The organism is Candidatus Eisenbacteria bacterium, from assembly GCA_016235265.1.
Taxonomy (GTDB): domain Bacteria; phylum Eisenbacteria; class RBG-16-71-46; order RBG-16-71-46; family JACRLI01; genus JACRLI01.
On record JACRLI010000015.1, the window covers coordinates 47,028 to 67,368 of the forward strand.

Below are 20,341 nucleotides of genomic sequence, written 5' to 3' on the forward strand. Positions count from 1 at the left end.
GCGTCAGTTCCGGTTGGTGTAGAAGAGGAAAACCAGGCCGGTCACGAGCCCCACCACGATGGCGGGCTCCAGCAGCCGCGAGAGGCTCTTGTCGGGCACCGAGGGCGGCGTGATGCTGAACAGCCGGTCTTCGACCTCCCCCAGGCGGGCCTGCGGCACCCGGTCGGAGAGCGCGCCCCGTCCGTGCCCGGACCACAGCAGGCGCCCGTCGGGCGCCATCAGGCGGAGCCCCAGGGACACGGTCGCCAGGCGGTCCACCTCGCCCGGACCGAACAGGCGGCTCTTGTGCAGGTCGGTGTACCCCAGGTTCAGGCCGGCGACGCGGTACTCGAGCAGGCTGGCGTTGGGATCCAGCGGCCTGCGGTCGAGGGCCAGGCGCCGGCGCGCCGCCTGCCTGGCGGCGGAGGCGGCGGAGTCCTCCTCGGCCTCGCTGTCGGCCGGCGCGGGACTCTCCGCGGTGTCGGACAGCGCGCCGTGGAAGCTCAGCCGGGCCACGCGGCGCTGCAGCAGCTCCGCGATCTCGTTCTCCAGCGCCCACTCGGGACGCTGGCCCGCGGCGGGCAGGATCACCACCACGTCCCGCGGACCGAGCGGCATGACGCTCACCATGGAGTCCACCGCGCCGCGCACCGCGCGTCGCAGCATCTCGGAGTTGGAGGTCAGCCGCTCCGCGGCCGGAAGCCCCGCGGCCCGGGCGGGCTGCGGGCCCGAGAGCCCCAGGAGGAGCCCCGCCAGCGCGAGGCTGCAGCTGCTAGTTCGCATCGGCCACCCAGTCATACGCGCGAGCCTCCACCAGGGTCACGTCGCGGAACTCGCCGGCTTCCAGCCCGCGTCCGCGCACGATGGTTACGCCGTCGATTTCCGGGGCCTGGTGCTCGCTGCGCCCCACGGCCTCGTCGCGCCCCGTCACCCGGTCCACCAGCACCCGCGCGCGGGCGCCGACCATGCGACGGTGCAGCTGGAGCGAAATCCCGCGCTGCAAGGTCATGATCTCCCGCCGGCGGGCCTCCTTCACGCCCGGGGCCAGCTGCCCGGGGGCCACCCCCAGCGGCGTGCCTTCCTCGGGAGAATACGCGAACACCCCCAGATGGTCGAACTCCGCCTCGCGGACGAAGTCGCGCAGCGCGGCGAACTCCTCCTCCGACTCCCCGGGGGAGCCCACGATGAACGTGGTCCGCACCGCGATGCCCGGCACCCGCGCGCGCAGCGCGCGCAGCAGGTGGCGCGTCTGCGCCCCGGTGACCCGGCGGCGCATGCGCGCCAGCACCGCGTCGTCAATATGCTGCAGCGGCATGTCCACGTAGTTGCAGATCTTCGGCTCGGTGCGCAGCAGCTCCACCAGCTCCGAGGTGTAGCGCGCGGGGTGCGTGTACAGCAGCCGCAACCACTCCACACCCGGCACGCGCGCCAGTTCCCGAAGCAGCGTCGCCAGCCCGGCGCCCCCGGGCACGTCCTCGCCATACGCGGTGAGGTCCTGCGAGATCAGGTTGAGTTCCCGCACGCCGGAGGCCGCCAGCCCCCGCGCCTCCCGGACCAGGTCCTGCACCGGCCGGCCCTTCTGCTTGCCGCGCAGGTCGGGAATGATGCAGAAGGCGCAGCCGTGGCTGCAGCCGTCGGCCACCTGGAGGTACGCCATGTGCGGCGGCGTGGACAGCGCCCGCGGCACGTTGGAGGTCCACCGCGCGCCGGCCGCCCCCACCCCGCCCGGGCTGCCGCCCTCGGTCCGGCAGGCGTCCACCACCGCCTCCTCGGTGCCCGTGCCCAGCAGCGCGTCAATCTCGGGGATCTCGCGGCGCAGCTCGTCTCCGAAGCGCTGCGCCAGGCAGCCGGTCACCACCAGCCGGCGCAACCTGCCGGTCTTCTTCAGCTCGGCCACCTCGAGGATGGCCTGCACCGATTCCTGCCGGGACGCGTCGATGAAGGAGCAGGTGTTGACCACCGCCACGTCGGCCGAACCCAGCTCGCCGGTGGCCTCGAAGCCCGCCTGGGACAGCAGCCCCAGCATGCGCTCGCTGTCCACCAGGTTCTTGGGGCAGCCGAGCGTGACGAAGCCGACCCGCGAGGGGCCGGCCGGTCGGGTCTTCCGGGGGGTGGGTGTCACGGTGCCGTGGTCAGCCTTCCGAAGGGATGAGGTGCGCGGCGCGGCCGGACGGCCCGCCGGGCGCTCCCGGGAGCCGGGCTATACCCCGGACTTGCGTCCGAGGCCTTGCTCCTCGAGGTAGCGCTCGTCCACCAGGACCTCGCGGGCCTGGCTGCCCGTGAAGGGGCCGACCACGCCGAGGCTCTCCAGCTTGTCCATGATCCGGCCGGCGCGCGAGTAGCCGATCTTGAGGCGCCTCTGAAGCAGCGAGACCGAGCCGCGCTGGGACAGTATCACGATGCGGGCGGCCTCGGCCACCAGCTCGTCGTCCACGTCATCCTCCTCGGAGACGCCCTCCTCGGTGCCGCCGCCCTCCCGTCCGAGGTCCACCGGGGGCTCCGGCGGGCCCTGCGGGGCGCGCTCGCGCCAGAAGCGCGACAGCGCCTCCACCTCGGCCTCCGAGATGTAGGCACCGTGGATGCGGACGGGCTCGGGCTGGCCGGCGGGCAGGAACAGCATGTCGCCGTTGCCGAGCAGGGTGTCCGCGCCGTTCATGTCGAGGATGGTGCGGGAGTCCACCTTGGAAGCCACCTGGAAGCTCATCCGGGACGGGAAATTGGCCTTGATGACGCCGGTGATCACGTCCACCGAGGGCCGCTGGGTGGCCACGATCAGGTGGATCCCCACCGCGCGGGCCATCTGCGCCAGCCGCGCGATGGGCTCCTCGATCTCCATGGGCAGGGTCAGCATCAGGTCCGCCAGCTCGTCCACCATCACCACGATGTAGGGCAGCTTCTCGCCCTCGCCCTTCTGCGCCACGGCCGCGTTGTAGGTGTCGATGTGGCGCGCGCCGCTGCCGGCCAGGGTGCGGTAGCGGCGCTCCATTTCGGAGACCACCCAGCGCAGCGCGCGGGCCGCGGGCTTGGCCGCGGTCACCACCGGCCACAGCAGGTGTGGAATGCCGTTGTAGCCGGTGAGCTCCAGCATCTTGGGGTCGATCAGGAGCAGGCGCAGCGTTGCCGGCGAGTGGCGCAGCAGCAGGCTGGCCATGATCACGTTCATGGCCACGCTCTTGCCCGAGCCCGTGGCGCCGGCCACCAGCAGGTGCGGCGCCTTGGTGAGGTCGGTGGTGAACACCTTGCCGGTGGTGTCCTTGCCCATGGCGATGGGCATCCGGCCCTGACCGGAACGGAAGGCTTCCGTCTCCACCACCTCCCGGACGTAGACCGTCTGCGGGTTGGGGTTGGGCACCTCGATGCCCACGGCGGCCTTTCCCGGGATGGGAGCCAGGATGCGGATGCGCTTGGCGCGCAGCGCCAGCGCCAGGTCGTCCGAGCGGGTCACGATCTGGCTGACCTTCACTCCGGGGCCCGGCTCCAGTTCGAACATGGTGACCACCGGCCCGGGGTGGATCTCGCTGACCTGGGCCAGGACGTCGAACTCCGCCAGGGTGCGCTCCAGGACCTGCGCCTTGGCCTTGAGCTCCGCCTCGGTGAGCACTTCGCCGCTGACGATGGGCTCGGCCAGCAGCGTGGTGGGCGGCAGGTCGCCGGAGGTGACCACGGCGGGCGGCATCGGGGCGGCCGGCTTCTCCCGGGGCTTCTCGGGCTTGGGCCGGGCCCCGCCGCTGAAGGGCAGGTGGATCTGCGGCGCGGGCTTCTTCGCGGGCGGCCCGGGCGCGATCTCTTCCAGGTCCAGGTCGTCCGCCTCCGCCGCGGCGCGCGCCGCGCCGGGCTCGCGGACGATCTTCATGCCGGGCTTGCCGCCCTTCTCGTCCCGCTCGTCGCCCCGCGCGGGCTTCTCCGCGCGGCGGCGGGGCGCCCGGCGGCTGCCGGGGCGCAGCCTCTCGGCCAGTCCCATTCCCAGCCGGAGCGGCATCCGCAGCGCGGCGCCCATGCCCTGGGCCACCAGCGAAAAGCCCACCTCGCTGGCCACCAGCAGCAGCACCGTGAGCAGCGTGCCCAGCAGGATGACGCTGCCCACGCGGCTGAGCACGCCGGTGACCACTCCCGCCAGCGCGCCGCCCACTCGGCCGGTCCAGGCCTCCGGAACCCACAGCGCGACCAGCGTGACGAACGTGACCAGGATGGCCGCGCCGATGGCGGTCCGGACCGCCAGCTCCCCGGCCTCGTTCTGCCGCAGGCGATTCCAGCCCCAGGCGAACAGGGCCACCGGCACCGCCCACACCGCGAGCTTGCCGAAGATGAATCGCAGCGCGAACGCGAACAGGGCCCCCACGGGGCCGCACGCGTTGCGATAACCGGTCCCCAGCGCGTGGGGCCAGTCGGCGATGTCGTAAGTGAAGAGGGAGACGGCCGTCAGCGCGCCGAGGGCCAGCAGCAGCACCCCCAGGATCTGGGATTGGCGACGGTCGGAGAGTTCCCAGGCTGGCATCGCGCGACGTCCTCCATGGCGTCAGGGGCCCTCGAGGGTCCTGCAGGGGCTGGAATCGCCCCGGCTGGCTACTTTACACCAGCGGGAGGTCCGGCGCCACCCCTGGAGGCGGGGTCCTGCATCAACTGAAGCCGGTGCTCGGCCTGGCGGGCGGCTTCTTCATCCCCGGAGAGCCGGGCCACCCCGGCCTGGGTCTCGAGGAGGCGGGCCTGCGTCTCGCGGCGCAGCTCCCGGGCCGCCTGTTCCAGGGCGCGGCGATCGCTGCCGTCCGGCGCCCGCAACAGACTGCGGCGCAGCGCCATGGCCTCCCGGCGCCCCTCATCCTCGATGGCGCGCAACGCCTCGGATCCCAGCATGTCGGCGCGGATCACGGCGGGAGTGAGACCGGCGTCGGCGCCCTCGGCCCCGGCCCGGGACACGGGGTGACCGGGCACGCGCCGGTTGGATTCGCAGGAGTCTGCCACGAACGCCAGGCACAGCGCCGCGAGCAGCACCACCATCATGGCGGCATAGCGAGTCACGGGGGGACCTCCGCGTGGGCATCCGCGGTCCGCGACCACCGCGTCCACCCGGCCGGGGCCGGTGCGGTGGAATTCCCTTGGAAGAGGGCGCGGGGGCCCGGCGCGCCTCACCGGCAACCGGGGATGCCGGGGCGCAGCGGGCGGGCCCCGCGGCCTTGCTGCGGGCCCGCACGGGCGGGCCGATGTGGGTTCCGGGAATGCAGCGGGGCGGCCGCGCCCCGCGCGATCCGCCCCTCACCTCCCCGGCAAAATGTGTTGAGAAACTGTAGCACGCGCGACCGAAGATGTAAATCCCTGGCGGTGACCTCACCCGCCCCGGCGGTGCGGAGGGGCGCTACGTCCCCTCCTGCCAGCTGGCCAGGTACTTCACCTGCTCGGGGGTCAGGACGTCGACGCTCGTGGTCATGGTCTCGAGCTTGATCCGGGCGATCTCCCGGTCAATCTCTGCGGGGACCACGTACACCTTCTTCTGCAGCTTCGCGGCCTCCTTCTTCATGTACTCCAGCGAGAGCGCCTGGTTGGCGAAGGACATGTCCATCACCATCGCGGGGTGGCCCTCGGCGGCGGCCAGGTTGATCAGGCGGCCCTCGCCCAGGACGAACACGCGCTTGCCGCCCTGGAGCAGGAACTCCTCCACGAACGGGCGGGCCTGGCGGCGCTGCGTGGCCGACTTGCCCAGCGTTTCGAGGTCCAGCTCCACGTTGAAGTGACCGCTGTTGGCCACGATCGCGCCGTCCTTCATCCGGTCGAAGTGCTCCTGCCGGATCACGTGGATATTCCCGGTGACGGTCACGAACACGTCGCCCAGCGGCGCGGCCTGGGCCATGGGCATCACCCGGAAACCGTCCATGACGGCCTCCAGCGCGGGCAGAGGATCGATCTCGGTGACGATCACGTTGGCGCCCATGCCGCGCGCGCGCATCGCCAGCCCGCGGCCGCACCAGCCGTAGCCGGCGATGACCCAGGTGGAGCCGGCGATCAGCACGTTGGTGGCGCGCACGATGCCGTCAATGGTGCTCTGGCCGGTGCCGTAGCGGTTGTCGAAGAAGTGCTTGGTCTTGGCGTCGTTGACCGCGATCACCGGGTAGGCCAGCACGCCTTCCTTCTCCATGGAGCGCAGCCGGATGACCCCGGTCGAGGTCTCCTCGGTGCCGCCCTTCACGCCCGGCAGCAGTTCCTTGCGCTCGGTGTGCAGCACGGTCACCAGGTCGGCGCCGTCGTCCATGGTGTAGTGCGGGCCGGGGGCCAGCACCGCGCGGATGTGCGAGTAGTAGCTCTCGTTGTCCTCGCCCTTGATGGCGAACGTCGGGATCCCGTAGTGCAGCGCCAGCGCGGCCGCCACGTCGTCCTGCGTGGACAGCGGGTTCGAGGCGCACAGGTACACCTCCGCGCCACCCTCCTTGAGGGTCCGCATGAGGTTGGCCGTCTCGGTGGTCACGTGCAGGCAGGCGGCGGCGCGCACTCCCTGGAGCGGCTTCTCCTTGGCGAAGCGGGCGCGGATGCCGCGCAGCACGGGCATGAAGCGGTCGGCCCACTCGATGCGCTGAACGCCCGCGGCGGCGAGGGCGGGGTCGGCGACGTGGTGGGTCTGCGGGGTGGTCTGGCTGGCCATCTCGGTCCTTCGTGTTGCGGGGCGCGGCGGACCGCGCCCCTGGGGTTGCATCGCCCGGCGGGAACCGGGGCTGCGATTGCGCGCGCGGGGCCGGGCGATCGCGCGCCCGGCCCCGGCGGTGTTACTTGACCGCCGCCTTCAGGTCGGCGACGGCGTTGGTCATCTCCCAGGTGAAGCCTTCCTCGTCGCGGCCGAAGTGGCCGTACGCGGCGGTGGCGCGGTAGATCGGGCGGCGCAGCTTGAGGGTCTCGATCATGGCCCGCGGCCGGAAGTCGAACCGGTTGCGCACCAGGTGCTCGATCTCCTGCTCGGAGATGGCGCCGGTGCCGAAGGTGTCCACGCGGATGCTCACCGGCTCGGCTACCCCGATGGCGTAGGCCACCTGGATCTCGCAGCGCTTCGCCAGGCCCGCGGCCACGATGTTCTTGGCCACGTAGCGGGCCATGTAGGCGCCCGAGCGGTCCACCTTCGTGGGGTCCTTGCCCGAGAACGCCCCGCCGCCGTGGCGGCCCATGCCGCCGTAGGTGTCCACGATGATCTTGCGCCCGGTGAGACCGGTGTCGGCCGCCGGGCCGCCCTGCACGAACTGGCCGGTGGGGTTGATGTGGTACTTGATCTCGCCGTCGTCGAACCGGGCCGGGATCACCGGCTTGATCACCTTGTCGACCACGTCCTGGCGCAGCTTCTCGTGTGTCAGGTCGCGCGCGTACTCGGCGTGCTGCGAGGAGACGACCACCGCGTCCACCCGGACCGGCCGGCCGTCCTCGTACTCGACGGTGACCTGGCTCTTCCCGTCCGGGCGCAGGTACGGGAGGATGTTGCCCTTGCGCACCTCGGCGAGCTTGCGGCACAGGCGGTGCGCCAGCGCGATGGGCAGCGGCATCAGCTCGGGGGTCTCGTCGGTGGCATAGCCGAACATCAGCCCCTGGTCGCCGGCGCCCTCGCGGTCCACGCCCATGGCGATGTCCGGGGACTGCGAGTGGATGGCGGTGAGCACCGAGCAGGTGTGGCAGTCGAAGCCGTAGGCGGCGTCGTCATAACCGATGTCCTGGACGGTCTTGCGCACGATCTCGGGGATCTCGATGTACGCGTTGGTGGTCACCTCACCGGCCACCAGCACCAGCCCGGTGGTGAGCAGGCTCTCCACCGCGACGCGGCTGTTGGGATCCTTCTCGAGGAGCGAGTCCAGGATCGCGTCGGAAACCTGGTCGGCCATCTTGTCGGGATGGCCCTCGGTCACCGACTCGCTGGTGAAGAAGTAGCGCTGCTTCGCGTCCGCCATGCTCATGCTCCTTGTCGATTCGACCCCGCGCCGGGACCGGCGCGGGTGCGTCAGCTCAGTTCCACCTCGGAGGAGTCCCCGACGTTCAGCCGCTTGCGTCGGCCGCGCACCTGCGCCCGTTCGCCGATCACCGAGTCCTCGAGGAAGATGTCCTCCACGTGGGCGTTTTCGTTCACGATCGAATTGCGCACCGAGCACCCCCGCAGCACCGCGCCCGAGGCCACGGTCACGTGCGGCCCCAGGATCGAGCCCTCCACCGTGGCATCCGGGGCGACGAACACCGGGGGCACCACGATCGAGCCCGGCAGGTGCGGCGCGGGGGCGCCGCGGTCCAGCAACTCGCGATTGGCCAGCAACAGCGTCTCCGGGGAGCCGCAGTCGAACCACGCGTCCACCGGGAGCGGCAGCATCGTCTCGCCGCGCTCCAGCATGAGCTGCAGCGCGTCGGTCAGCTGGTACTCGCCGCGGGTGCGCACGTCGCGGCGGATCAGCTCATCCAGGCACTCGAACAGCAGCGCCGAATCCTTCAGGTAGTAGAAACCCACCAGCGCCAGGTTGCTGGCCGGCTTGTCGGGCTTCTCCGTGAGGCGCTTCACGCGCCCCTCCACCAGCTCCACGATCCCGTAGCGCCGCGGGTCGGCGACCTCCTTTACCCCCAGCATGCTGGGGGCGCCCGGCACCAGGCGCGACAGGTCGGCCCGGATGATGGTGTCGCCCAGGTCGATCAGCACCGGCCCGCCCGAGGCGGCCGCGCGCGCCAGGTACACCGCGTGGCCCAGGCCGCGCGGGTCCGGCTGCTCCACGAACTCGGTCTCGAGGTGCCCGTAGTGGCGCCGCACGTAGGTCTCGATGCGGTCACCCATGTGCCCCACGATGAGCACCACCCGCCCCACGCCCAGCGCGGACAGGTCATCCAGGATATGAGCCAGGATGGGCTTGCCCGCGACGTTGATGAGCGCCTTGGGGACAGTATGCGTGTGGGGCCGGAGTCGGGTGCCCACGCCGGCCACCGGGATGATGGCGCGGACGTCGCTAAGTGGCACGGATCTGCTCCAGCCGGCTCTTGAGGCCGTCAATCTTGGTTACGGGCGTGGGATCCACTCCGTTCAGAAAGCTCAAGTATAAGCTGACCCAATCCCCCGTGACAACAAGGGAGAAGAGGCGTTCCAGCAGGCGTTCCCCGCGGCTTTCCACGGCGGCGACCCGGGCCCCCGCGGCCTCCGCCAGCGGCAGCACGTGCTCGAAACGGGCCCGGACGCGGGGATGCTCGCCGCGGTCGCGCAGCGCCACCACGGCGGTGGCGGCCAGCGGCCCCGCGGGGCACTCCCAGCCCACCACCTCGTTGTGGTTCTGCTCGGGCAGCGCCCCATGATGGGCCAGGGTGTTGGCATTCTCGTTGAGCTGCTGGCGCCAGCGCAGCGCCACCGGCTCCAGCTGCCGCTGCGCGGCGTAGATCACCGGGATCCGGCCATGCAGGCCGCGGGCCACGCGCTTGGCCAGGTTGGCGGCCTCGGGCACGTCGGGCCCGAGCTCCGCCGGCGCGGCCTCGAGGCGCCCGATGGCCGCGGCCACCTCCCGATCGCGGTTGCCCACCAGCCCCAGCTTCACGAACACCCCCAGCAGGGTGAAGAACGACCACGCCAGCGCGGCGCGCGCGGCGGGTACCCGGGCGGGTACGAGGCGCGCGGCACTCCGTCCTCGTTGGCCAGGTCAGCCAGGCGCCCCCCCGAGCACAGGGCCACGCGGGGCACCCCGCGGCGGCGCGCCTCCAGGTAGGCCGCCAGGGTCTCCTCGGTGTTTCCCGAATACGACGAGGCCACGAACAGACAGTCGGGCGTCACCCAGCCGGGCAGCGAGTAGTCGCGCACCACCGCCACCGGGAATTCCAGCTCCTCCTCGAGGTAGCCGCGCAGCAGGTCGGCCGCGATCGCCGAGCCACCCATCCCCGAAACCGCCAGCGCGCGCGGCCGCGGGCGGGCGGTCCAGTCGAGCCCCGCGGCGGCCTCGTGGGCGTGGCGCGCATCCACGGCCAGCCCCGCGATGCGGCGGTGCATGGAGGCGGGATCCAGGACGGCGAGGTCCAGGGAGTCCAGGGATCGCGGCGCGCTCATGTAGTCTTCCTCCCGGGGACGGTGCCCCAGCTCAGGATCTCGGTGGCCTGCGGCAGCCGTTCGGTGAGGAAGGCGCGCACCTGGGAGGCCGACTCCAGGCGCACCGCGTCCTCCATCCACTCGTGCGCCTCCTCGTAGGCGATGGAGCGCAGGATGCTCTTGATGCTGGGAAGCCCGAAGGGGCTGGTGGAGATCTTGTCCACGCCCAGGCCCACCAGCGCCACGCACGCCAGCGGGTCATTGGACATTTCGCCGCACACCGAGATCGGGAAGCCCCGGCGGTGGCCCGCCTGCACCGTCAGCCGGATGGCGCGCAACACGGCGACATCCAGCGGCTCATACAGCTTCGAGGCGCGCTCGTTGCCGCGGTCCACCGCCAGCGTGAACTGGAGCAGGTCATTGGAGCCGATGCTGAAGAAGTCGCTGTGGCGCGCCAGGTGATCGGCCATCAGGACCGCCGCGGGGGTCTCCACCATGATCCCCAGCGGCACGTCCGCGGCGAACGCGTGGCCCTCGCGGGTGAGCTCCTCCATGACCTGCCGGCACAGCTCGCGGGTGCGGAGCACCTCCCCCACCTGCGTGACCATGGGGATCATGATCTGGAGCTGCCCGAACGCGCTGGCGCGGTAGATGGCCCGCAGCTGCACCCGGAAGATATCCTCGTGGGCCAGCGAGTATCGGATGCCGCGCCAGCCCCGGAAGGGATTCTCCTCGGGCGTGGCGCCCATGTACGACGCCACCTTGTCCCCGCCCACGTCGATGGTGCGCACCACCACCGGGTCGGGCGCCACCGCCTCGGCCACCCTGCGGTAGGCCCGGAGCTGGTCCTCCTCGGAAGGCAGCGAGGCGTGGTCGAGGTAGAAGAACTCGGTGCGGTACAGGCCCACGCCCTCGGCGCCGCGGGCCCGCAGCTCGCCGGCCTCGTCCGGGGTCTCGATGTTGGCCATCACCGCGATGCGGCGGCCGTCCATGGTGACCGCGGGCAGCCTGCGGGTCGCCTCCAGCCGCTGTTCGAACTCCTCGAACTCGCGCTTCTTGCGCCGGTAGCGCTCCAGCGTCGCCTCGTCCGGGTTCAGCTCGAGGCGGCCCTCATTGCCGTCCAGCACCAGGGTGTCGCCGTCCCGCACGGCGCGGCAGATCCCCGGCACGCACACCACCGCGGGGATGCCGCGCGAGCGCGCCACGATCACCGAGTGCGAGGTGCGTCCCCCCGACTCCAGCGCGAAGCCCAGCACCTGGCCGGGCCGCATCAGCACCGTCTCACTGGGCGGCACGTCGCGCGCCACCAGCACCACCGGCTCGCTCAGGTCGCGCAGCCCCGGCGCACTCCGCGCCAGCAGGTGGTGGAGCACCCGGCGCTCCACGTCCATCACGTCGGTGGCCCGCTCGCGCATGTATTCATTGGCCACGTTCTCGAGGTGATGGCGCGCGGAGGCGAGCACCTTCTTGAACAGGAATGCGGCGTTCTTGTGCTCCCGCCGGATGTCCTCCACGGTGGCGTCGCGGACCATGACGTCGGTGAGCAGCAGCAGCTGCGCGTCGAGCACCTGCGCCGCCTCCTCGCCCATCTCGCTCGAGTAGGCGTCCCGTATCTCGCCCAGCTCGCGCCCGGCCTCGAGCAGGGCCGCCTCGAAGCGCTGCACCTCCGCCTCGACGCTCTCCGCCGGAATGCTGCGCTCCGGCACGCGCATGTCGTCCCAGGAGAGCGTCAACACGGTGCCGATGGCGATGCCCGGTGACGCCGCCACCCCCTCGAATGTCGCGGATCTTGGGCTCATGGCTCAGCGCTCCCCGAACTTGCTCTTCACCAGCTCCACCAGCGCGGCGACCGCCTCGCGCTCATCCTCCCCCTCGGCCTGGATGTTCAGGACGGTCCCCTGGTAGGCGGCGAGCATCATCACGCCCAGGATGCTCTTGCCGTTGATCTGCTGCCCGTCCTTGGTCACGAACACCTCGGACTTGAACCGGGTCGCGGTGCGCGTGAACAGCGCCGCGGGACGCGCGTGCAGACCCAGCTCGTTTTCGATGGTGACATCTTCAGAATACACGTGGCATCCCGCGGTTCAGGAACACGGCCGCGGCCAGCAGCCCCAGCGCCAGCAGCGTGCCGGCGCGCGGCTTCCAGCGCAACACGACCAGGGAAACAGCGAACGAAACCAGCAGACATCCCACACCCTCGGGGTCCCACCCGGGGCCGCGCGCGGCCGCCGCCACCGCCAGGAACCCGGTCAGGGCGAGTCCCAGCCGGCGCACCCGCTCGGCCCGGGCCGTCAGGACCCTCAGGCAGCCCGCCGGGGACGCGCCCCCGGCCCCCGCGCGCCACAGCGTGGCGCGCAGCGCCAGCTGGGGCAGCCCGTAGGCGGCCACCAGCACCGCCGCGCCGGCCGCCGCCGACTGCGTCCACCACGCCAGCCCGGCGCCCAGAAGCCCGGCCGCCGGACGCAACAGATACCACACCAGGCGGTCGCCGGTGGCGGCAAACGAAGTGGCCAGGAATCCCCGCGCCCGCAGGAATTCCTCCATCGCCGGGTCCGGCCCCGGCGGCGCGACTACTCCCGCGACAGGCGCTCCATCCGGAGCGCGCCCGGGCGGGTCCAGCCGGCGCAGGTAGGGCAGCACGAAGCAGCTGGTCACCGGGTTGGTGTTGAACGGCTCCAGCAGCCGGACCGGCCCCACGCGGGTGCCGGGGGCCAGCCGCCGGTACAGCGAGGCAAAGCCCAGGTTCTGCTTGTGCGCGTAGCTCCAGGCCGCCTGCAGGAAGAACGTCCGCCACCACACGGCTACAGCGCTCCCGCCAGCTTGAGCCCCGCGGCGAGCGCCGCCCCCCCGGCGGCCCAGATCCAGTCGCGCCGCGCGCCCCCGCCGAAAGCCAGCGCCGCCGCCGCCAGTCCCAGGCCCCACGCCAGGGCCGGCAGCGCCCCGCCCGCCCCGCCCCGCGCGGGAATCCAGGCCAGCAGCGCGCCCGCGCCCCACGTCCCGGCCGCACCGGCCGCCAGCACCCAGGTGCCGGAAAGCCCCGCGGTGCACAGCCAGCCCAAGCGCTGGGCGGAATCCACGCGGCGGGCGCATTCCCGATCCGAAGGCGCCGCCAGCGCCCAGCCGGTCCAGCGGGAGTTCCAGCGGCGGTTCCAGGCGGCCGGCCACGCCCCCAGCCAGCCGACGACGAGCGCCACCGCGGCGCCGGCCACGGCGGCCCGCAGCCAGCCTTCGCCGGGCGCCACGGCCGAGGCGGCCAGCACCCCCGCCAGCGTGCCGCCGGAGACATCCGGGTTGGGCCGGCTGCCCACGGGCACGGCCCCGTTCCACGCCAGTTGCGCCACCAGGCCCACCAGCAGGCCGATGCGCGGTTCGCCGGTCAGGGCACCCGCGAGCGCCCCCGCCACCAGCGGCTGCGACAGCATCCACTGCGGGCCCGCCACCTGGTCGGCGCCCAGGAGCGCGCCCAGGGCGAAGAACTCCGCCCCCAGCAGGGCGGGGTTCCCGAGCGGGCCGGCCGGGCTCACGCGGAATCGCCTCGCGCGGCCGCCGCGGCCGGCGCGGCCGCCGCGTGCCCGTGGCGCGGCTCGACGCGCAGCTCCAGGCTCTCCCCGGCGGCGAGGCGGTGGGGCCACAGGAACAGCACGCAGGTGCCCTGGTACACGCGTTCGAAGCCGGCTTCCGAGTACGACACGGTCTCCACCGGGAACGTCCACGCCCCGGCCGCGGGCTCCACCGTCGTCTCCACCGCCAGGTCCAGCCACTCGTCCGCGGCGCGCACGCGCCGCACCCCCGCCAGTCCGCGCACCGCGCCCATGCGCTCGCGGCCGCCGGCCTCGAAGAAGTCGGCCCACCGGTCGTCCGCCTCCCCGGTCAGGAAGGTGAGGTTCCACTCCACGCCGAAGCGCGCATCGATGGGCACCCCCCCGACGTGGCTCACCACGATGCGCACCTCGAAGCCTGGATCGTCCTCCCGCAGCGTGATGCGCTTGACGATCTCGAGCTCCGTGGCGCGGGCCGGCCCGGCCCACGCCCGGCGGCGCAGCTCCATCGAGACCTTGCCGCGGTCCCAGTCCAGCTCGGCGGCGTACGGGAGACCCGCGAATTCGCCCCACTCCTCGTGCGCGGAGCGCGCGAAATCCTCGCGCGAGGTTTCCGGCGCGAGGATGTGGTCCTGCAGCGACGCCCGCGGCAGGCGGTCGGCTACCAGCAGCCTCTCGAGATCGGGCTCCTTGGCCGTGGCCGAAGTCTCCAGGCTCACGCTGCCGCCCTGCGAGGCGCCATACACCGCCCCGGCGACCTTGTGGTGGTAGGCCTCGGCGCGGCGCGCCAGGGTGTTGCCCAGGTCGTGCCCGGTGCGCGCGTCGGCCCACTCGAACAGCATGCCGCCCATGTCCGGCGCGACTCCCAGGCTCACGTGCGCGTTGCGCAGCACCCAGGCCCGCCCCTCCTCGTTGTAGAGATCCACCTCGCGGGCGGAGAGCGCCAGGCCGCGGGCCTGGTCCAGCGCCGTCTCGGCCTGCTGCAGCCTGCGGTGCACGGCGTCGCGCAGGTGCGGCAGGTACAGTCCCCCGAAGACGCCGTGCCAGTAGGCGCAGTTGCACTGCGCCTGCCACAGCGGGTCCAGCGCGGCCTCGCGCCGGCCGTCGGGCAGCTCATGGATGCGCCGCGAGAGGTCCAGCGCGCGCTTGTGCATGCGGTTGCTCTCGGGATACTTCGACAGGAAATTGCGCCAGAAGCCGCCGCGCAGGAAGCCCTCCACCCCCGGCACGCCCGCGGTGCGCCGCTTCACCTCCGCCAGCTCGGACTGCGCCGCGGTGGGCAGGGCCCACTCGGTGAGCTCGGTGTAGGAGGCGGTGGGCAGGTACACCAGCCCCCGCGGGGGGTGAGCGGCCATCCATCTGGAGGGCGTGGTCACTTCGAGCCACTCCCGCTGCTCCGAGAGGAGTTCCAGGAAGCGGCGCAGCCAGCCTTCCTCGAACACCGACTTGTGGGTGCCGGGCCACACCCCGAACTTCTCGCCGTCGTCGCCCAGGACCGCCACGCGCTCGCCGCTGTCGTCGGCCCAGTCGCGCAGGAACGCAAGGGTCTCCTCCGGGGGATGGAACGGGATCAGGTAGCGGAGCTCCTTGAGGATCGGGAACACCCCCACCGAGCCGCCGCCTTCCTCGGTGCGGAAGCAGCCGGCCAGGTCGCGGTGCGGCACACCCGCGGCGTGGAAGTGCTCGTCGTCCACCAGCACCGCGCGCACGCCGGCCTCCGCCAGCGGCGCGGGCAGCCCCGGCTCCCACACCCGCTCGGTGAGCCACAGCGTCTCGGGCCGGGCGCCGAAGCGCGATTCCAGGAACGCGCTCAGCTTGCGCACCTGCCCCACCTTGTCCGCGTCGGGGATGGCGGCCAGGATCGGCTCGTAGTAGCCGCCCGTGAGCAGCTCCAGCTGCCCCGCCGAGACCATCGCCGCCACGCGCCCGAGGTACTCCGGGTGGTGCGCCCCGAGCCAGTCCCACAGGATCCCGGAGTTGTGCAGGCTCAGCGGCACGTGGGGGAATTCGGCCCAGGTGTCGAGCACCGGGAGGTACGAGCGCCGGGTGCACTCCTCGAACACATGGTCGAAGTTGCCCACGGGCTGATGATTGTGCAGGGCCAGGATGAGGGAGACGCGTTTCACAGTCCCGCCTTGAGGAGAAGGGTCAATACTTCGTGCTCCGGGTTGCCCGGCACGTCCTGCGCGGCCAGGTGGCAGCCCGCGGCCGCCGCCTCCCGCAGTGCGGCGGCCTCGCCGGGATCCGCGTGGAAGTAGTCGAGGATGCGCACCCGGCCCGGCGCGGCGTGCAGCCCGCCCACGTTCACCCGGGGCAGGTCCGCGCCCGCGCGCACCGCGCGCAGCAGCTCCGCGGGGCCGCGGAGAAGCAGGAACGCGCCGTCCGATTCCGCGGGGGGCAGCGCCACGGCCTCCAGCAGCGGAACCACGCGCACCTCCACCCCGGGGGGCGCGGATGCCTCGGCCAGCTCGCGGCCCAGGTCGGAGGCGGACAGGGAGTCGTCACCGATCACGATGGCGCGCGGTTTCAGCCTTCCCGCCCAGCCGACCGCCACCTGTCCGTGGAGCAGGCGGTCATCCAGCCGGACGAGGATCCACGGCATCGCCGCCCTCCGGGAACACCCGCACTCCCGCGCGGGCGCGGTCCACGAGCAGCTCGAGAATGCGCGCCGGCTCGGCCGTGTCGCGGTTCTGGAAGAAGTTGACCAGCATCGGCACGCTCACGCCGGTGACCAGCCGCCACTCCGGGCGGCCTTCGACCACCATGCGCGCGGCCTGGGAGCAGGAGCCCCCGAGCAGGTCGGCGAAGATGAACAGCGGGCCCGGGCCCATGGCACCGGCGGCTTCCCGGATGCGCTCCACCAGGTCGGGCAGGTTGCAGTCCCGGTTGGAGAGCGCCCGCACCCCCGGCTGCGGCCCGGTCAGCGACTCGACGGTCTCCAGCAGGGCCCGTGCGAGGTCGCCGTGGGCCACGATCAGCGCCTGGACCATCTCACTCCGTGTCGTCGCGGACCCAGCTCCGGCCGACGCTCCGCTTGCGCATGGTCTCGATCAGCTGCTGGTTGAACACCTCGGCGGGGTTGTAGCCGTACACCTTCACCAGGTAGTTGAGGGCCACCACCTCGGCGATCACCGTGATGTTCTTGCCGGGGAAGATGGGGATGTCGATGTAGGGAATGCTGACGTCGAGGATGGTGGTGTGCCGGTCGTCCAGCCCCAGCCGCTCCACGTGGTCCACCGAGCCCCACTCGTGGAGGTTCACCTGCACCTCGATGCGCTTCTGGTGCCGGATCGAGCGGATCCCGAAGATGCTCTGGACGTCGATGATGCCCAGCCCGCGGATCTCCATGCGGTGGGCCAGCACCTGGTTGCCCATCCCGATCAGCACGTCGCCCTGGCGCCGGGTGAGCGTCACCACGTCGTCGGCCACCAGCCGGTGACCGCGCTCCACCAGGTCCAGCGCGGTCTCGCTCTTGCCGATGCCGCTCTTGCCGGTTAACAGCAGGCCCACCCCGTACACGTCCACCAGGGAGCCATGCATGATGATGCTCGGAGCGAACACCGTGTCCAGGTACTTGCCCAGGTCGTGGATGAAGGGCGTGGTGGACATGGGCGTGCGCACCACCGGGATGCGCAGCGTGTCGCAGCGCTCCACCAGGTACGCAGGCACCTCCAGCCCCTTGGCCACCACGATGCACGGCACCTGGAACTGCAGCAGCCGGTCCACCGCGCCGCGCCGCTCCTTCTCCGAGAGCTGCGCCAGGTAGCTGATCTCGGTCTGGCCCATGATCTGGATGCGCTCGGCCAGGAAGTTCTCCACGAACCCCATCAGCGCCATGCCCGGACGGTTCACGTCGCTGGTGGTGATGTCCACCGGAGACTCCAGGCCCGAGGTCAGCTTCTCGAGCTTGAGTTCCTCGCGCTCCTCCTCGAAGAAACGCGCCACGGGAAGATGGTTCATCGGGCCCCTCCGCGGTGCGACGGCGGGCAGGCGCCCGCCCTCCCCCGCGCGTGGAGGTTCAACTTCCGGCGCCCTCGACCCCGGGCTCGATCAGCCCGAACAGGCCGTCCTTGCGGCGGTACATCACGTTCACCCGGCCGGTCTCGCTGCTCACGAACACCAGGAACTCCTTCTTGCTCCGGGCCAGTTTCTCGGCCGCCTCGTCCACGTCGATCTCGGCGTTGCCGAAGGCCTCGCGCTTCACGTTCGGCGCCACGCGGCGCGAGGTGACGCGCTGCGCCGCCCCGTCCTTGAGCCCCATCCGGCCCTTGCGCTCGCTGGCCCGGTCCTTGTTGCGGCGCAGCAGGTCCTTCATCCGGTCGGCGGCCTTCTCGATCGAGACCATGATGTCGTCCGACTCGTGCTTCACGACCGCCGCGCCGAGCGAAGCCTCCACGCGGTGCACCCGGCGCTCCACGGTCAGGGTCACGTGGAGGTCCCCCTGTCCCCTGCCCGCAAGGCGGGCGAGCCGCCCGAACTTCTCCTCGACGTACTCGCGCAGCATGGCGCTGGGCTTGAAGTGGCGGGCGGTGATCACGACTTCCATTGGTGCGCTCCTTGGGCTGGCAGGCTCACACCCGCTTGCGGAAACGGGCGGGCGGGACCTGCAGCTGCTCGCGGTACTTGGCGACGGTTCGGCGCGCGATGTCCACCCCGCGCGCCTTCATCAACTCGGCGATCCGCTGGTCGCTCAGGGGGGCCTTGCGGTCCTCGTCCCCCACCAGGCGGGATATGATGTCCTTGGCGGTCTTGGCCGAGATGTCCTCGCCGCTCTCCTGCTTGAGGCCGCTGGAGAAGAAGAACTTCAGCTCGAACACCCCGCGCTGCGTCTGCACGTACTTCCCGGAGGTGACGCGGCTCACGGTGGATTCGTGCATCCCGATCTCCCGGGCCACGTCCTGGAGCGTGAGCGGGTGCAGATGGGCGATGCCCTTCTCGAAGAAGTCGCGCTGCTTGTCCACGATGCTGGTCATCACCTTGATCATGGTGCGGCGGCGCTGCTCGATGGTCTGGATCAGCCAGCGGGCGCTGCTCAGCTTGCCCTGCACGAACGCACGGGTCTCGTCCCCGCGGCGCTTCTCGCGCAGCAGGCGCTCGTAGTCGGAGCGGATCCGCAGCCGCGGCACGTGCCGGTCGTTGAGGTACACCACGTATTCCCCGTCCACCTTGTCCACCACCAGGTCCGGGATGATGTAGCTCGGCTCCTCCGGCGACACGTCCAGCCCGGGCTTGGGCGAGAGCGTGCCGATGATGTCCACCGCGTCCTGCACCTGCTCCAGCGTGATCTTGAAGTGGCGGGCGACGTCGTGGAAGCGGCGGTGCACCAGGTTGTCGAACTGCTCCTCCACCATCCGGTAGGCCGGGTGCTCGAGATAGCCCCGGTGGCGCAGCTGGATCAGCAGGCACTCGCGCAGGTCGCGCGCGCCCACGCCCACCGGCTCCAGCGACTGGATCACGCCGAGCACCTTGTCCACCAGCTCCACCGGCCTCCCCAGCACCTCGGCGATCTCGGCCACCACGGTGGCCGGCTCGCCGCCCCCGTCCACGCGGGGGCTGCCCAGAAAGCCGCGGTCGTCGATCAGCCCGATGATGTAGGTGCCCACCTCGACCTCGTCCTCGGTGAGCTGGAGCAGGCGCAGCTGGGTCTCCAGGTGCTCGCTCAGGCTCATGGTGGTCACGGCCACCTTCTCGAAGCGCTCGGCGGAGTGGTCCTCGGCGGGAATGTAGGGGTTGTCCGGATCGTTGCCGGGCAGCAGGTCGAACAGGTCGTCCTCGCCCTCCTTCGGCTCCTCCGGTTCCTTCTCGGGCTCCGGCTCGGGCGAGAGCTGCGCGTCGCCGTCGGTGGCGCGGTCCTCGACCTTGAGCTCCTCCTCGAGGTCGTCCACTTCCTCGAGCATGGGGTTGGTCTGGAGCTCCTGCTTGATGGCGAGGTTCAGCTCGAGCTGGGGCAGCTGCAGCAGCTTCAACGCCTGCCGCAGCCGCATGGTCATCACCAGTGCGGGCCGTTGGGAGAGGTGCAGTCCGTGCTTGATTTCCATGGCCGTCCGATTCGGGGGACCGTCGCGCCCGCGAAGCCGGGGTGGGCTTCGCGGCGCGCCGCTTCAGGGCAGAGAGAATCTCTCGCCCAGGTACACCTTGCGCGCCCACGGGTCGTCGGCGAGCTCGCGCGACGTGCCCTGGACCCGGATCTTGCCTTCGAACAAAAGGTACGCGCGGTCGGTGGTCGAGAGCATCTCGCGCACGTTGTGGTCGGTGATCAGGATCCCGATGCCCCGGCGGCTGAGCCGGAGCACGATGTCCTGGATGTCGGCCACGGTGATGGGGTCGATCCCCACGAACGGCTCGTCGAGCAGCAGGATCGAGGGCTGCACCGCGAGCGCGCGCGCGATCTCCACCTTCCGCCGCTCCCCGCCGGACAGATTATAGCCCTTCCGGTCGGCGAGGTGCGCGATCCCGAGCTCCCCCAGGAGCTCGTCCAGGCGCCGGCGGCGCTCCGCCGCCGGTGTCTTCATCACTTCCAGCACTCCCAGCACGTTGTCCCGCACCGTGAGCCGGCGGAACACGCTGGCCTCCTGCGCCAGGTAGCCCAGCCCCAGCCGGGCGCGCCGGTAGATGGGCATGCGCGACACGTCCCGGCCGTTGAGCGTGATGGAGCCGCCGTCGGGCACCAGCAGCCCCACCAGCAGGTAGAACGTGGTGGTCTTGCCCGCGCCGTTGGGGCCCAGCAGCCCCACCACCTCGCCGGGGGCCACCTCCACGTCCACGCGGTCCAGCACCCGCCACTTGCCGTAGTGCTTGACCAGGCCCTGCGCCCGCAGCACGG

Annotated in this window: 20 protein-coding genes; all 20 read right to left on the minus strand. The window is 71.7% G+C overall.

The features are described from left to right. Window positions 1-3: 3 nt before the first annotated feature. On the minus strand, window positions 4-762 hold the full coding sequence (locus HZB25_08310; GenBank protein ID MBI5837232.1) for a hypothetical protein: 759 nt from the start codon (window positions 760-762) through the stop codon (window positions 4-6). Further along, the gene (gene rimO, locus HZB25_08315) at window positions 752-2,101 is read right to left on the minus strand and encodes a 30S ribosomal protein S12 methylthiotransferase RimO (protein MBI5837233.1); all 1,350 of its coding nucleotides are present in this window, start codon (window positions 2,099-2,101) and stop codon (window positions 752-754) included. The genes HZB25_08310 and rimO overlap by 11 nt, the downstream gene beginning before the upstream one ends. A gap of 78 nt (window positions 2,102-2,179) precedes the next feature. Next, a complete protein-coding gene (locus HZB25_08320; GenBank protein ID MBI5837234.1) occupies window positions 2,180-4,474 on the minus strand; it encodes a DNA translocase FtsK 4TM domain-containing protein in 2,295 nt (764 codons plus the stop codon). 68 nt (window positions 4,475-4,542) lie between these two features. After that, on the minus strand, window positions 4,543-4,995 hold the full coding sequence (locus HZB25_08325; GenBank protein MBI5837235.1) for a hypothetical protein: 453 nt from the start codon (window positions 4,993-4,995) through the stop codon (window positions 4,543-4,545). 334 nt (window positions 4,996-5,329) lie between these two features. Continuing rightward, complete coding sequence (locus tag HZB25_08330) at window positions 5,330-6,607, minus strand: adenosylhomocysteinase (GenBank protein MBI5837236.1); 1,278 nt, start codon at window positions 6,605-6,607, stop codon at window positions 5,330-5,332. 121 nt (window positions 6,608-6,728) lie between these two features. Continuing rightward, on the minus strand, window positions 6,729-7,889 hold the full coding sequence (locus HZB25_08335; protein ID MBI5837237.1) for a methionine adenosyltransferase: 1,161 nt from the start codon (window positions 7,887-7,889) through the stop codon (window positions 6,729-6,731). A 50-nt stretch (window positions 7,890-7,939) separates the two neighbouring features. Next, window positions 7,940-8,932, minus strand: coding sequence for an NTP transferase domain-containing protein (locus tag HZB25_08340; GenBank protein ID MBI5837238.1), 993 nt, complete (start codon window positions 8,930-8,932; stop codon window positions 7,940-7,942). Further along, entirely contained in the window at window positions 8,922-9,497 is a 576-nt protein-coding gene (locus HZB25_08345) for a hypothetical protein (protein ID MBI5837239.1), read from the minus strand. Before HZB25_08345 ends, HZB25_08340 begins: the two co-directional genes overlap by 11 nt. After that, window positions 9,494-10,000, minus strand: a complete 507-nt coding sequence (locus tag HZB25_08350) for an SIS domain-containing protein (protein MBI5837240.1) — start codon at window positions 9,998-10,000, stop codon at window positions 9,494-9,496. Before HZB25_08350 ends, HZB25_08345 begins: the two co-directional genes overlap by 4 nt. Further along, window positions 9,997-11,778 carry a phosphoenolpyruvate--protein phosphotransferase gene (gene ptsP, locus HZB25_08355; protein MBI5837241.1) on the minus strand — a complete coding sequence of 594 codons (1,782 nt, stop codon included), beginning with the start codon at window positions 11,776-11,778 and terminating at the stop codon, window positions 9,997-9,999. Before ptsP ends, HZB25_08350 begins: the two co-directional genes overlap by 4 nt. A gap of 3 nt (window positions 11,779-11,781) precedes the next feature. Next, window positions 11,782-12,048 carry an HPr family phosphocarrier protein gene (locus HZB25_08360; GenBank protein MBI5837242.1) on the minus strand — a complete coding sequence of 89 codons (267 nt, stop codon included), beginning with the start codon at window positions 12,046-12,048 and terminating at the stop codon, window positions 11,782-11,784. Further along, entirely contained in the window at window positions 12,038-12,778 is a 741-nt protein-coding gene (locus tag HZB25_08365) for a hypothetical protein (GenBank protein MBI5837243.1), read from the minus strand. Before HZB25_08365 ends, HZB25_08360 begins: the two co-directional genes overlap by 11 nt. Before the next feature lie 2 nt (window positions 12,779-12,780). After that, window positions 12,781-13,503: a PTS sugar transporter subunit IIC gene (locus HZB25_08370; GenBank protein MBI5837244.1), complete on the minus strand. Its 723-nt coding sequence runs from the start codon at window positions 13,501-13,503 to the stop codon at window positions 12,781-12,783. After that, window positions 13,500-15,644: a DUF1926 domain-containing protein gene (locus HZB25_08375; GenBank protein ID MBI5837245.1), complete on the minus strand. Its 2,145-nt coding sequence runs from the start codon at window positions 15,642-15,644 to the stop codon at window positions 13,500-13,502. Before HZB25_08375 ends, HZB25_08370 begins: the two co-directional genes overlap by 4 nt. Then, entirely contained in the window at window positions 15,641-16,120 is a 480-nt protein-coding gene (locus HZB25_08380) for a PTS sugar transporter subunit IIB (protein MBI5837246.1), read from the minus strand. Before HZB25_08380 ends, HZB25_08375 begins: the two co-directional genes overlap by 4 nt. After that, on the minus strand, window positions 16,092-16,508 hold the full coding sequence (locus tag HZB25_08385; protein ID MBI5837247.1) for a PTS mannose transporter subunit IIAB: 417 nt from the start codon (window positions 16,506-16,508) through the stop codon (window positions 16,092-16,094). The genes HZB25_08380 and HZB25_08385 overlap by 29 nt, the downstream gene beginning before the upstream one ends. Window position 16,509: 1 nt before the next feature. Next, window positions 16,510-17,478, minus strand: a complete 969-nt coding sequence (locus HZB25_08390) for an HPr kinase/phosphorylase (GenBank protein MBI5837248.1) — start codon at window positions 17,476-17,478, stop codon at window positions 16,510-16,512. A gap of 58 nt (window positions 17,479-17,536) precedes the next feature. Then, window positions 17,537-18,064, minus strand: a complete 528-nt coding sequence (locus HZB25_08395; GenBank protein ID MBI5837249.1) for an HPF/RaiA family ribosome-associated protein — start codon at window positions 18,062-18,064, stop codon at window positions 17,537-17,539. A 25-nt stretch (window positions 18,065-18,089) separates the two neighbouring features. Next, entirely contained in the window at window positions 18,090-19,556 is a 1,467-nt protein-coding gene (rpoN, locus tag HZB25_08400; protein ID MBI5837250.1) for an RNA polymerase factor sigma-54, read from the minus strand. A gap of 63 nt (window positions 19,557-19,619) precedes the next feature. Continuing rightward, window positions 19,620-20,339 (minus strand): LPS export ABC transporter ATP-binding protein, encoded by a 720-nt coding sequence (gene lptB / locus HZB25_08405; protein ID MBI5837251.1) that lies wholly within the window; start codon window positions 20,337-20,339, stop codon window positions 19,620-19,622. Window positions 20,340-20,341: the final 2 nt, after the last annotated feature.

Coding starts and splice junctions, on each gene's coding strand:
- HZB25_08385 (MBI5837247.1), bottom strand. CDS start 16,508: ATGGTCCAGGCGCTGATCGTGGCCCACGGCGACCTCGCACGGGCCCTG.
- HZB25_08390 (MBI5837248.1), bottom strand. CDS start 17,478: ATGAACCATCTTCCCGTGGCGCGTTTCTTCGAGGAGGAGCGCGAGGAA.
- ptsP (MBI5837241.1), bottom strand. CDS start 11,778: ATGAGCCCAAGATCCGCGACATTCGAGGGGGTGGCGGCGTCACCGGGC.
- HZB25_08310 (MBI5837232.1), bottom strand. CDS start 762: ATGCGAACTAGCAGCTGCAGCCTCGCGCTGGCGGGGCTCCTCCTGGGG.
- HZB25_08330 (MBI5837236.1), bottom strand. CDS start 6,607: ATGGCCAGCCAGACCACCCCGCAGACCCACCACGTCGCCGACCCCGCC.
- HZB25_08350 (MBI5837240.1), bottom strand. CDS start 10,000: ATGAGCGCGCCGCGATCCCTGGACTCCCTGGACCTCGCCGTCCTGGAT.
- HZB25_08380 (MBI5837246.1), bottom strand. CDS start 16,120: ATGCCGTGGATCCTCGTCCGGCTGGATGACCGCCTGCTCCACGGACAG.
- HZB25_08335 (MBI5837237.1), bottom strand. CDS start 7,889: ATGGCGGACGCGAAGCAGCGCTACTTCTTCACCAGCGAGTCGGTGACC.
- HZB25_08320 (MBI5837234.1), bottom strand. CDS start 4,474: ATGCCAGCCTGGGAACTCTCCGACCGTCGCCAATCCCAGATCCTGGGG.
- HZB25_08395 (MBI5837249.1), bottom strand. CDS start 18,064: ATGGAAGTCGTGATCACCGCCCGCCACTTCAAGCCCAGCGCCATGCTG.
- rpoN (MBI5837250.1), bottom strand. CDS start 19,556: ATGGAAATCAAGCACGGACTGCACCTCTCCCAACGGCCCGCACTGGTG.